General features: G+C 49.8%; 10 protein-coding genes, 1 tRNA gene and 2 pseudogenes. 6 read left to right on the forward strand and 7 right to left on the reverse strand.

The annotated features are described in order from the left end of the window. Positions 1-99: 99 nt before the first annotated feature. Together dnaG and rpoD are read left to right on the forward strand one after the other, a co-directional pair. Positions 100-1845, forward strand: coding sequence for a DNA primase (gene dnaG, locus C1N64_RS20775; RefSeq protein ID WP_033739835.1), 1746 nt, complete (start codon positions 100-102; stop codon positions 1843-1845). Between the two features lie 675 nt (positions 1846-2520). Further along, complete coding sequence (gene rpoD, locus C1N64_RS20780; protein ID WP_028723590.1) at positions 2521-4365, forward strand: RNA polymerase sigma factor RpoD; 1845 nt, start codon at positions 2521-2523, stop codon at positions 4363-4365. A gap of 69 nt (positions 4366-4434) precedes the next feature. On the opposite strand, the gene mug is transcribed toward rpoD, so the two are convergent. Continuing rightward, on the reverse strand, positions 4435-4950 hold the full coding sequence (gene mug / locus C1N64_RS20785) for a G/U mismatch-specific DNA glycosylase (protein WP_367143633.1): 516 nt from the start codon (positions 4948-4950) through the stop codon (positions 4435-4437). Positions 4951-5252: 302 nt separating this feature from the next. On the opposite strand from mug, the gene C1N64_RS20790 reads away from it, so the two are divergent. Next, positions 5253-5328, forward strand: a tRNA-Ile gene (locus C1N64_RS20790). Between the two features lie 263 nt (positions 5329-5591). Here C1N64_RS20790 and C1N64_RS20795 read toward each other — a convergent pair. After that, positions 5592-5987: pseudogene (locus C1N64_RS20795) on the reverse strand (phage tail protein); the annotation flags it as partial. Positions 5988-6114: 127 nt separating this feature from the next. On the opposite strand from C1N64_RS20795, the gene C1N64_RS20800 reads away from it, so the two are divergent. Both C1N64_RS20800 and C1N64_RS20805 read left to right on the forward strand, forming a co-directional pair. Then, positions 6115-6813, forward strand: coding sequence for a hypothetical protein (locus C1N64_RS20800; protein WP_394515168.1), 699 nt, complete (start codon positions 6115-6117; stop codon positions 6811-6813). Between the two features lie 20 nt (positions 6814-6833). Beyond that, positions 6834-7274, forward strand: a complete 441-nt coding sequence (locus C1N64_RS20805; RefSeq protein ID WP_205952308.1) for a WapI family immunity protein — start codon at positions 6834-6836, stop codon at positions 7272-7274. Positions 7275-7976: 702 nt separating this feature from the next. On the opposite strand, the pseudogene C1N64_RS20810 reads toward C1N64_RS20805, so the two are convergent. Continuing rightward, positions 7977-8264 (reverse strand): annotated as a pseudogene (locus C1N64_RS20810) (DUF1493 family protein); the annotation flags it as partial. Positions 8265-8811: 547 nt separating this feature from the next. Continuing rightward, entirely contained in the window at positions 8812-9003 is a 192-nt protein-coding gene (locus C1N64_RS20815; RefSeq protein ID WP_039341980.1) for a toxin-antitoxin system HicB family antitoxin, read from the reverse strand. Positions 9004-9141: 138 nt separating this feature from the next. On the opposite strand from C1N64_RS20815, the gene C1N64_RS20820 reads away from it, so the two are divergent. Next, entirely contained in the window at positions 9142-9672 is a 531-nt protein-coding gene (locus tag C1N64_RS20820) for a hypothetical protein (protein WP_058702287.1), read from the forward strand. Positions 9673-10046: 374 nt separating this feature from the next. On the opposite strand, the gene C1N64_RS20825 is transcribed toward C1N64_RS20820, so the two are convergent. The 3 genes from C1N64_RS20825 to C1N64_RS20835 form a co-directional block, all read right to left on the reverse strand. Beyond that, positions 10047-10268, reverse strand: coding sequence for an ogr/Delta-like zinc finger family protein (locus C1N64_RS20825; protein ID WP_033739904.1), 222 nt, complete (start codon positions 10266-10268; stop codon positions 10047-10049). A 73-nt stretch (positions 10269-10341) separates the two neighbouring features. Further along, positions 10342-11499 carry a contractile injection system protein, VgrG/Pvc8 family gene (locus C1N64_RS20830; protein WP_394515169.1) on the reverse strand — a complete coding sequence of 386 codons (1158 nt, stop codon included), beginning with the start codon at positions 11497-11499 and terminating at the stop codon, positions 10342-10344. Between the two features lies 1 nt (position 11500). Beyond that, positions 11501-12004 (reverse strand): phage tail protein, encoded by a 504-nt coding sequence (locus C1N64_RS20835; RefSeq protein ID WP_058702289.1) that lies wholly within the window; start codon positions 12002-12004, stop codon positions 11501-11503. Between the last annotated feature and the right edge of the window lie 5 nt (positions 12005-12009).

Consider the following 12009-nt stretch of genomic DNA (forward strand, 5'->3'; position numbering starts at 1 on the left):
TCCACAGCGTGATAAACGCAGACCGAGTCAAGTAAAAGGCCGTGCTTTCCGAAAGGAAGCGCGGCTTGTTGTCGTTTATGAGCTGAAAAAACGGGGCTTATGGCAGGACGAATTCCACGCGTATTTATCAATGACTTACTTGCCCGCACGGACATCGTGGAGTTGATCGATGCTCGCGTAAAGCTAAAAAAGCAGGGAAAGAATTATCATGCGTGCTGTCCTTTTCATAATGAGAAAACCCCCTCTTTTACCGTAAATGGCGAAAAACAGTTTTATCACTGTTTTGGTTGTGGTGCGCACGGTAATGCCATCGACTTTCTGATGAACTACGATCGTCTGGAGTTTGTTGAAAGTATCGAAGAGTTAGCCACTTCTCACGGGTTAGATGTCCCTTACGAAGCGGGTAACGGGCCCAGCCCGATGGAACGCCATCAGCGCCAGAGCCTGTACCAACTGATGGACAACCTTAACGGTTTTTATCAGCAGAGTTTGCAGCAATCCAGTGCCCAGTCAGCGCGCGATTATCTTCAACATCGCGGCCTGAGCGCCGATATCATTAATCATTTCGCGATAGGTTATGCCCCCGCCGGTTGGGACAATGTTCTCAAACGCTTTGGTAAGCAGCCGGAAGATCGCGAGTCATTAATGGAAGCGGGCATGCTGGTCAGTAATGACAAAGGCCGGGTTTACGATCGCTTTCGCGAGCGTGTGATGTTTCCCATCCGCGATAAGCGAGGCCGCGTTATCGGCTTTGGCGGCCGCGTGCTGGGTAATGATACGCCGAAGTATCTTAACTCGCCCGAAACGCCTGTTTTTCATAAAGGTCGTCAGCTGTATGGCCTGTATGAAGCCTTAAAAAATCATCCTGAACCGAAACGCCTGTTAGTGGTGGAAGGCTATATGGATGTCGTTGCCCTGGCGCAATACGGCGTGGACTACGCGGTTGCCTCACTGGGTACATCGACCACGGCTGAACATATTCAGTTGCTGTTTCGCAGTACGGATAACGTGATTTGCTGTTACGACGGCGATCGCGCCGGACGTGAAGCCGCCTGGCGAGCGCTTGAAACCGCATTGCCTTACATGAATGACGGTCGTCAACTACGCTTTATGTTTTTACCTGACGGCGAAGACCCGGATACGTTGGTTCGCAAAGAAGGTAAAGCCGCATTCGAAGCGAGGATGGAGCAGGCTATGCCGCTCTCTTCGTTTTTGTTCGACAGCCTGTTGCCGCAGGTCGATTTAAGCTCTCGTGACGGCAAAGCGCGTTTAAGTACACTGGCATTGCCACTGATCACGCAGATTCCCGGTGAAACGTTACGCATTTATCTGCGTCAGGAACTGGGCAACAAACTCGGTATTCTGGATGATGCGCAGCTTGAAAAGCTGATGCCTAAACAGGCACAGGGCGCAAGCGCACCGGTTGCTCCGCCGCTGAAACGCACCACAATGCGCGTACTGGTGGCGTTGCTGATTCAGAATCCACAACTGGCAAGTCTGGTCCCTGCACTGGATGGGCTGGCCGAGTCAAAAATAGCCGGTTTACCGCTATTTATTGAATTAGTGAAGCGCTGTAACGAGAATCCTGGATTGACCACCGGTCAGCTACTAGAGTTATATCGCGGAACAAATTTTAGCCAAACGCTTGAAACACTGGCCGTGTGGAACCACATGATAGTGGATGAAGAGAGCGAAGCGGTGTTCCAGGATTCCCTGGCCAGTATTTATGACGCGGCTCTGGAAGAACGACTGGAGTTCCTGATTGCGCGAGAACGCACCCATGGACTCAGCACCGATGAACGCCGCGAGCTCTGGACACTGAGCCAGGCCTTCGCGAAAAAGTAACAGGTTACCCTACCTGCTGCTGTCCGTAACCGGAGCGGCAGGTTTAGTTATTCAGGGCGAAGCAGGTTTTGTCGCGGTAAGCGAACCGTTACCTCCGCTATGTGAGGATGGCGAGTACCGCCAGTGGCAAAAATGTTGTGAAAGCCAGCTTCCGTCCTCGGGCTATTGGCGTTGAAGCAGGTTTTGCCGCTGAAAGCGCGCAGTCACCGGAGCGTACTGATGTACGTGAGGATGACGAGCACTGTCAGAGGCAAAAATGGCGAGTAAGCCAGCTTCCGCCCTCGGGCCGTCGGCGTCGAAGCAAATTTTGTCGCTGAAAGCGCGCAGTCACCGGAGCGTACTGATGTACATGAGGATGACGAGCACTGTCAGAGGCAAAAATGGCGAGTAAGCCAGCTTCCGCCCTCGGGCCGTCGGCGTCGAAGCAAGTTTTGTCGCTGAAAGCGCGCAGTCACCGGAGCGTACTGATGTACGTGAGGATGACGAGCACTGTCAGAGGCAAAAATGGCGAGTAAGCCAGGCCCGACATAAAATTTGCGGCTTAAGTGCCGATTACTAATGGGCAAAGCCCAGGCCGCGACGAAGGCAGCGGCGAGAACGAAATGCCTTCAATGTTATTGTTGGCTCGCTGCCGACCGACACCAATCTAATTAACAGAAGTGTGGATACCGTCTTATGGAGCAAAACCCGCAGTCACAGCTCAAGCTTCTTGTCACCCGTGGTAAGGAGCAAGGCTATCTGACCTATGCTGAGGTCAATGACCATCTGCCGGAAGATATCGTCGACTCCGATCAGATCGAAGACATCATCCAGATGATTAACGACATGGGCATCCAGGTGGTTGAGGAAGCCCCGGACGCCGACGATCTGATGCTGAATGAAAACAGCTCCGATACTGACGAAGATGCCGCGGAAGCTGCCGCTCAGGTATTATCCAGCGTTGAATCTGAAATTGGCCGCACCACCGACCCGGTTCGCATGTACATGCGTGAAATGGGTACCGTTGAACTGCTGACCCGCGAAGGCGAAATCGACATCGCGAAGCGTATCGAAGACGGTATTAACCAGGTTCAGTGTTCCGTTGCTGAATATCCGGAAGCCATTACCTACCTGCTGGATCAGTACGATCGTGTTGAAGCCGGTGAGTCGCGTCTGTCAGACCTTATCACTGGCTTTGTCGATCCTAACGCAGAAGAAGACCTGGCACCGACCGCCACCCACGTCGGTTCTGAGTTGTCCGAAGAAGATCGTAATGACGACGACGATGACGACGAAGAGAGCGACGACGACAGCTCTGACGACGATAACTCTATCGACCCGGAACTGGCGCGCGAGAAGTTCTCTGACCTGCGTACGCAATACGAAACGACGCGCGATGTGATCAAGAGCAAAGGACGCAGCCATGCGGCCTCTGTCGCTGAGATCCAGAACCTGTCTGACGTCTTCAAACAGTTCCGCCTGGTACCGAAGCAGTTCGACTACCTGGTGAACAACATGCGCGAAATGATGGAACGTGTCCGTACCCAGGAGCGTTTGATCATGAAGCTGTGTATTGAAGTGTGCAAAATGCCGAAGAAAAACTTCATTACGCTGTTCACCGGTAACGAGACCAACGAGAGCTGGTTCAAAGCCGCACTGGCGATGAACAAGCCATGGTCTGAAAAACTGCTGGACGTGCAGGATGACGTGATGCGTTCGCTGCAGAAACTGGCACAGATTGAAGAAGAAACCGGCCTGACCATCGAGCAGGTGAAAGACATCAACCGTCGGATGTCGATCGGTGAAGCGAAAGCCCGCCGCGCGAAGAAAGAAATGGTTGAAGCTAACCTGCGTCTGGTGATTTCAATCGCCAAGAAATACACCAACCGTGGTCTGCAGTTCCTGGATCTGATTCAGGAAGGTAACATCGGTCTGATGAAAGCGGTTGATAAGTTTGAATACCGTCGCGGCTACAAGTTCTCGACCTACGCCACATGGTGGATTCGTCAGGCGATTACCCGTTCTATCGCTGACCAGGCGCGTACCATCCGTATTCCGGTGCATATGATTGAGACCATCAACAAACTCAACCGTATTTCGCGCCAGATGCTGCAGGAGATGGGCCGTGAGCCGACGCCAGAAGAACTGGCTGAGCGCATGCTGATGCCAGAAGATAAGATTCGCAAGGTGCTGAAGATTGCCAAAGAGCCTATCTCTATGGAGACGCCGATTGGTGATGATGAAGATTCACATCTGGGTGATTTTATCGAAGACACCACGCTGGAGCTGCCGCTGGACTCTGCAACCTCTGAGAGCCTGCGTTCCGCGACCCACGACGTGCTGGCTGGCCTGACCGCGCGTGAAGCCAAAGTGCTGCGCATGCGTTTCGGTATCGATATGAACACCGACCACACGTTAGAAGAAGTGGGCAAACAGTTTGACGTTACCCGTGAGCGTATTCGTCAGATTGAAGCGAAAGCCCTGCGTAAACTGCGCCACCCGAGCCGCTCGGAAGTGCTGCGTAGCTTCCTCGACGACTAAGCCCGTTAAAACCCCGGTTCGCCGGGGTTTTTTATGCCTGCTGCCCTGCCCTTTTCCAAACCGCCAACATCAATGCCGCAGCTGTAACGCCTCGTACATCTGGCGATATAGCGCCACCATCTCTTCCAGTGAGGCCCGGTTTAATCCGCTGGGATTCGGCAACACCCACACCTGGGTTTTCCCCATGTAGATAGGCTGCTCGCCCCATTCCACTTTGCTCTGACGAAACGCGCGTTTAAAGGCATCTTTGCCCAGGATCGCCAGCGCGGCAGGCTGATAGCATAGAACCTTGTCCATCAGCCGCTGACCGCCATCACGTAGCTCATCACTGGCCAGTTCATTTGCCTGAATGGTCGGGCGCTCGACCAGCATTGTAATACCACAGCCGGTCTCCAGTAAGCGCTGCTCCTCTTCCGGCTTCAGTTGCTGCACCGTAAACCCTGCCAGGTGAATCACCTTCCAGAAGCGATTGCCGGGATGGGCAAAATGATAGCCGGTGTGCGCGGTCGACTGACCGGGATTAATGCCGCAGAAGAGGACGTTCAGGTCCGGTGCAATGATATCGGTGATGTTGTGTTCGCTCATGAGGCCTCCTGGCTTTGCGCTGCGTCCTGGCCGCTCACGCAAAGAATCCGTATTCGTCATAATCTTGCCAGTGGTTAACGCTTATTTGCGGAGCAATGTCGTGATCGCGGCTGTCTTTCCTACTGTTAAGCCCAAAAAGACAATCGCGCTTCACCGCGCATGCGACGACGCTGCGTATCAGCGTAGCGTTTTTGCCGGTTTTATCATAGTTATCAGCAAGTAAAACATTGCTGCTTATTTCAGCAACCAGCCGAACAACGCTGGATTGCCCCGAACAGATACTTTATAATCCCCGCTCCATTGGCCCCTTAGCTCAGTGGTTAGAGCAGGCGACTCATAATCGCTTGGTCGCTGGTTCAAACCCAGCAGGGGCCACCAGATCTCACCTGTTGAATCAGGACATTAAGCCACTTTTAGCCGAGTGGCTTTTTTGTTTCTATAGGCCAGCGTCACAAAAGCATCACATGACTTTATTCGTTCTTTTTGAACGCAGATACAAAAAGCATACTTTCGCGAGCTTTCAGTGAAGTAACGATTACCTTCTGTCGTTATGCGTAAAAATCGGCACCTTATTAGTCTGGCCCGGCGAGACGATCATCCCCGCTATGCTTTCGTACGTTTTGAAGGTGCACCTGCTACGCGATCCTGGCGAGCGCGATCGCCATTTCCAGCGAGTTAAGGCCCGGCACGCCGAGCTGATTCTGCGCTTAACCGGACTTTCATTACAGTGTACTGGCCGTTTTCGTAAGTGGTACCGATGATGTTTGAGATGGTTTCCGCTTCGGTCGCACCCACGGCAACGCGCACCAAGACATTAACCGATTTGGCCTGGTCGACAATCGCCTGCTAACGTGCATTTTGCCCCGGCTTTGGCGATACCACCCTACACGTTAGCAAACAATACCGGCGTATTCAGCGGTAGTGTCGGTGTCCCAGGCGGTACAGACCAGCCCAATAATCGCGGTAGAGATGATGGAAATGGTGCGAGTGCCATCCATGATTTCGACGATGCAGATACCATGACAGTAATCAGACATCTGATGCCCCGGTAAAATGGATGTGCTCATAATGTCAGGTCAGGCGATGCAGTTTATACAATTAGGGTTTGTTGAAGAATGATCGGGCATTTACTCGGGAATGATCGCTTTGCCTTCCTGTGGCACTATGAACAGCCATCATCAAAAAGAGGGAACGAGAATGATCTCAGGAAGAGCAGAAAAACAGGAACCTGGACGGTATTACACTTTTGAGTCAAGATTGCCCCCCGGAGAATTTTTTGAGCTTCGGCCACAACATCTACCACGCAATGCTCAGCCGGTGCTTGATGAAACAAGCGGTATGTGTATCGGCTACACAGTGGCTCAGGCTCCCGGCCTCTGGCAAATTTATGATGCACAGGGCCATTTTGTCCGGCTTGAAGAGGCTCCGCTTGAAACGCCGTTGTTCGATCCCATTGATATTGCACTGATTGCTTTTGGTGTTTTCCGCATTCTCCGCACTGGCCGTGCTTTATTTGAAGCGGGTACGCGAACAGCGATTACAGCAAAGCTTGGCCAGGGAACGATTTCATTTTTGCGCGCCCGGTTTAAACTCGGCTTATCTGTACGCAACCTGAAAATGACCGAAACGGCTGCTAAGCACATGTATGAAACGGGTCGGTATGTTCCTTTACATATTCAGGAAAAAGCTATTCGTTTTGGTAAGCGAACGGCCGATCCCCGGAAAGTTAAAGGCCTGTACAGATACGAAATTGAGATGTACAAGCTTTATCGTAAGAAGGCCACTACTGAGTATAAAAAATACACACTCGAAGTTGTGGTAAGAGAGTCCGACTGGACAATCACCCACTTTATGTATTTTTAAAAACCGACAGGAACGCATCAATGTTTGATATTAAAGACGAGAAATTTACGTTTACGGTTTCTCCTTTTGAAAGAGTGGTCGATAACGACATTGACCCTGAACATCATCGCTGGGACTGGATAAAATCTTTTGTTGAATTTTCTGTTCCTGGCCTGAAAGCGCAGTTTCAAACTGAATTTACGGTAGGCGAGCTACTGGAACTACGTGAGCAATTTGCAGCGCACCATAACGCTTTAATTGCTCAACGTGAGATAAAGCCTTTCGAGTTTCAAAGCCAGTGCCATCAACTGAATATGATAATCAGGAAAGTAACCGGCGAAGAGGGTGTAATTATTGAATATAACCTTCGTCCTGAAGCGCATGCTGACAGCGCTCAGGTGAAAGGTGATTTCGACATCAATGAGAGCTACTTCCCAGATATTTTAAAACGGCTGGATGAGATGATTGAATGGCAAAATTAAGCCTTCCCGCCTCTAAAATTTTCCTGATAGTCCCCGCTGTAACGGGGATGTTTCTGTTTAGGCTTTCCCGGCCAACTAATATCCGGTGCCGTTAAGGTCTCCACGCGGTAGGTTCTCCATTACTCCAGTAGCGCTTTCTCGCTCTCCATGGCGATGCCCAACTCGTCCGCATCCTGCAAGGGCGGAATAACGTATTACACCTCACATTACGCTAAGAATGGCACACTTTGACCTACTCACATTTCCCCCATGATTTTGCGCGGACCAGCCACTGTAAAACAGGTCCGCAGATCCTATACGCTTTCCTGGATTGCTTTCGCTCAACGTTTTCAGCTTTGGCAAAATTTTGCTCTCAGTGCGTTGGTAACGCATACAGAGCGTACAGCAGGTATGCTATTTTTTTAACCTGACAAAATATCGGTAGATTTTTTTTGCCAGACAGATAGCGGCAATGCCCAGCAAAATCGATGTTATACCGAGAAAAAGCATTAACGAAAGGAGATGGCTAAACATCCCGCCCAGGCTTGTGAAATCGCTGAGTCTGACGAGTTGTTCTGGGGTTAGTGTACGAACCACTATTTCCGGAAGAATCAGAAAACATATAATGACTGCTAAAATATAAATCGTCTTATTTTTTCCCTTTTTCATTATTTTCCTGTCTGAGTTTGAGGGTAAGGTATTTTCTGTTTTTGATTTTTCTTCATCCGTCCAGTGACCTGCTCGGGCCGAGTCAATCAGTAATTGAATGGTCAACGCCTTTTCTGCTTTGCCATTATCTTCAGGAAAATAGCGAGTGAAATTGATTTCATCTAAATTAATTGAAAATTTCTCTGTGAATTCCTCCAGTAAATCATAGACATCTAACGGGTCCATTCGAAAATCTTCATTAAGATCGGTATTATGTTTGAGCGGATACCGCTTAAAGGTAAATATGCTTCGACCATTGTAAGTCTCAACAAGATCGAGTACTGCTTTTTCTGTCTCGTCCATTATCGTAGTCTGCTCTTCTTTCTGGCAATCTTATTTTATTTGAATGTTATCTCATAGCTAATATTGTAAGCGTACAACTTAGATTGCTCATTCATTTATAAGGATCTTACATTCTGATTATTTACTTTGAGCAAGTCAATATGGGTAAGGCCCGATTCACTGAACATCATATTACAGATAAATATTGAAACTTCATGGTGTTTTGAAAATCGCCATGAAAAAGATTATACGGTTGAGGTTAAACCCACTTACTGTATCTTACATAAAGATAAGCAACGATACCGACCCAGGCAACCACAAACCCCATTGGGTAAAATGGAACGAATCGCACAATAAAATAAGCACCAACAACACTGACTATAATCGGTACAAGATAGAAAAAAGATTGAAGTAACCCTACAATAAAAATCTTCATTTACTCACAACTCCATCAAAGCCTCAGCTATTTTATCAAACTTGTAATGGCCAAATTAAAAACTTCACAATAGCGAAATTTAGCTTTTTTCATTTACCACACATATAATTAACTCAATATTTCACGCACAAATTACCCCTCCGGCTCAATTCCCCTTGCCTTTAATGCCTCTCTCGCCAGGTTCTTCAGCCAGCTTGCCAGACTAATTCCTTCTTCAGTTGCAACCGCATCGAGCTGTTTTTTCAAGGCGGGATCAATGCGCATTTGAAATTGTGGGGACTTGCCTCCACCTTTTGGTTTTTTTTCACGCATTATAATTGACATGTACTGACCTATTCCCTCATTTTAATCCTTTAAAAGACCACACTAACATGAGGCCTTTTATGAGAGCAACGCCCCGGCAGTGATGCAACACATACCGGAGCGTCTGACCACAACGTTCAGTGTTAAGGAAACAACGCTATGGCTAACACCGATAGTAACACAACCGCCCATCATCAAATCGTGGACATTCAGCCAGTTATCGAATCTGCGATCTCAAACCTCTTGAAAACGCCGCTTGGCACCACGCACGATCTGTTTCAGGTGCTGGATACGTGCGTGCGCTATGTGGATGCCCTGATTGAATGTCACGATATCACCGCTCGTATGGCACTATGCGGCCGTCTGCTCGCTGCACTGGAAGTCTTGAAAGTTCTGTTAGACAAGCCACTGCCAGAACACCTGATTAAACGCCTCACGCTGGAGAAAGGTAATGACAAAGCCTGTCGCAGCGGTTGTTCGATAGATTCGGAAGAGATGCGGCAATATTGCAGCGCATTGACGTTAGTGTTGCTGAATCAGCCGGCTTCTACAGACTTGCAGAAACACATCACCGGCTTGTTATTCCAGATGATTAACATCATGACTGATGACTTAACCGCGCCGCGTTTTGTGCAAACAGCGTCGGGGCTGGTGATGATCGATAGCAAACTTACAGATAGCGTTCATTAATTCCGGCCCTTTCCCTTCTTCCCTTTGGAAGAAGGGAATTCGCATACCGAATTCAAATCCCAGCGCGGACTTACTCTTAGTACCAAAATACTTTATCACCCCTGCGTTTTCTTCTGCCGAAAATCGCCACGCTTTTTCTCTCTTCACCGGAAGCCTGTTTTGCCTGACTCATATCAGTAAAATCTTTTTATTCCGTACAGTAATTGCCAGTGTCCCCAAGTGCCCCGGCCCTCACCACCGTACAGTTATTAACAGAACTCCCAGAGGCCGCTTTCGCGCCCTTGAACGTCAACGGCTCGCTGGCCTTCAGCCTGATCTCCCAGCGATCCCATCCAGGCCGCAGCCATAAAAAAACCCGCTTTCGCGGGTTGGGCTTACAGCAGCTGCGGTGACGGGTTATTGCTGCCTTTCGCCATCACCGGCACGGTATTAATCTGTGCCGGTTCGACGATAATCCCGGATACGCTCTCCAGGGTTTTAAAGGTACAACTGCAGTTAATGTTCTGGCACTGGTGATAACGTTCTTTCGTCTCTTTCGAAACGTAACGGCTGCTTTTCGTATGGGCGGCGGTCTGACATTTTGGGCAATGCATCATAGTTGTTCTCCTCTCTGGCATAGTGCAACATTAGCCAAAGACTAAACAAAAAGCAACAATAATTAGACTTAATCTAATCAGCTTGCTTTTCAACTAAGATGTAGTCCACGTTTTCAGTCATCAGCTCCAGGTTCAACTGGGTGGTAAAGCCACTTTTATCGAGGGTATGCACGATATTAGTAATCAGCCATTTTTGATTATCGATGACCGATTTAAAACCTTGAGCTTTGACCGGCGTTTCAGGAATCAACTCCGCAGCACCCAGCGCCAGTAGGATCTTCAGCGTAGCCCGGTTGCGTTGCAGTTCCTGCCACTTTGCCTTAGCCGCCTCCTCTGCTTCCTCCTGGCTACTGAAGTGCGTATTCAGTACATACAGCTTCTTATTGCTGCCAAAAACATAGGTTTTTCCCGGGTCTTGTTGCCCGATTGTGGGGATATTTTTGGCTGCGGGATGGACAGGGTTCACCGTCGGTGTTGCTGGCGGTATCGTGTTGACGGTTACCCCTTTCTGCTGCGCCTTTTTCTGATCGTACCATTTTGCTTCTACGCCACTGTAATCGTCGCGCTTAAACAATTTGTACTCATACTTATCGCCATCCTGTCGGTTCAGATTCAAGAGTGAAATCGGCTTTCCGCTCACGGTCACGCCCTGCCCGGGGGCAAAGAACTGCAGCATTTCTTTTTTAATTGTCGCCACCGCGCCAACCAGCATAGCCAGACGAGTAATAAATGTGCCGTCCGTTTCCTGCGTTTGATCGAGATGCTTAATCTTTTTCTTAGCTATCTCCTGCGAAACTTTCCACTTGAGGTTGTTACGTTTCGCGATTTTCTCCACGGCCTCGCCAACCGTCATGTCTGGATATGAATCCGTGATTTTAACATCGAGCGAACCGCTAAAATCGGCGCTTCGGGCGACCACCGTTATCGTGTCCGGCGCGCCCTGGTAAGTGACCTCATCAATGAGGTAGATGCCTTTATTTGCAAGCGGCTGTCCTTTCCAGCCAATCTCCAGGGCGACTTTTGCGCCAAAAGGCGGCATGACCAACTGGCCGTCGCTGTCGTCCAGCGTCAGCTCCAGTTGATCGGCCTGCAAGCCACGGTTATCCGTTAACTTCAGAGAAATCAGCCGTGGGCGAATATCTTCCGTTTTATCCTTCGTCTCAATTTTGATATTGAAGTCCGGCGTCGGCGCAACGCGCAGAGGCACCGGAATCGGGGCGATATCGCTCATCTCAGCGCCCTCCGCTCAGCGCAGAGGTAACGCTGTTGATGACAGAACCCACCCGTTGCGCTGCGTCACTGGCCCGGTTTTGCAGTTCTTCCGCCTGCCTTTTTAAGTCGCCGAACATGCTGGTCAGCGAATCGTCAACCCGCAGCAGGCTGAGTGTAAAGCCAATCTTGCGCGCGCTGCCGTCGCTGTAAAATTCCGTATGCGTGGCCGAAAAATCTGTTACGACAAACATGCCGTAAATAATGCCATTGCCGCCAATCAGCGGCCACGCCAGGCCTTCATCGGCCATCGCCTTCAGTGCCAGCAGCGTGACATTGCCGCCGGTGATTTCAGGCCGGAGCTCGCCAGACAGGGTGATTTTATCGTCACCGGCACCCAAAAACTGGGTCGACTCACGTCGCCCTACGCGACTGTTTTTTGCCCAGCGATAGCCCACGTCATGCTTCAGATTGTCGAAGGGAAGGGTTTGCCGTACAAACGGCATCATGCCTAATATCATCATCATGGTGA

This window comes from Pantoea sp. SGAir0215 (genome assembly GCF_043543215.1).

Excerpts from the sequence above, each read along its gene's own strand:
- C1N64_RS20820 (WP_058702287.1), top strand. The coding sequence starts at position 9,142 with ATGGCTAACACCGATAGTAACACAACCGCCCATCATCAAATCGTGGAC.
- mug (WP_367143633.1), bottom strand. The coding sequence starts at position 4,950 with ATGAGCGAACACAACATCACCGATATCATTGCACCGGACCTGAACGTC.
- rpoD (WP_028723590.1), top strand. The coding sequence starts at position 2,521 with ATGGAGCAAAACCCGCAGTCACAGCTCAAGCTTCTTGTCACCCGTGGT.
- C1N64_RS20835 (WP_058702289.1), bottom strand. The coding sequence starts at position 12,004 with ATGATGATGATATTAGGCATGATGCCGTTTGTACGGCAAACCCTTCCC.
- dnaG (WP_033739835.1), top strand. The coding sequence starts at position 100 with ATGGCAGGACGAATTCCACGCGTATTTATCAATGACTTACTTGCCCGC.
- C1N64_RS20830 (WP_394515169.1), bottom strand. The coding sequence starts at position 11,499 with ATGAGCGATATCGCCCCGATTCCGGTGCCTCTGCGCGTTGCGCCGACG.
- C1N64_RS20800 (WP_394515168.1), top strand. The coding sequence starts at position 6,115 with ATGAACAGCCATCATCAAAAAGAGGGAACGAGAATGATCTCAGGAAGA.
- C1N64_RS20825 (WP_033739904.1), bottom strand. The coding sequence starts at position 10,268 with ATGATGCATTGCCCAAAATGTCAGACCGCCGCCCATACGAAAAGCAGC.
- C1N64_RS20815 (WP_039341980.1), bottom strand. The coding sequence starts at position 9,003 with ATGTCAATTATAATGCGTGAAAAAAAACCAAAAGGTGGAGGCAAGTCC.
- C1N64_RS20805 (WP_205952308.1), top strand. The coding sequence starts at position 6,834 with ATGTTTGATATTAAAGACGAGAAATTTACGTTTACGGTTTCTCCTTTT.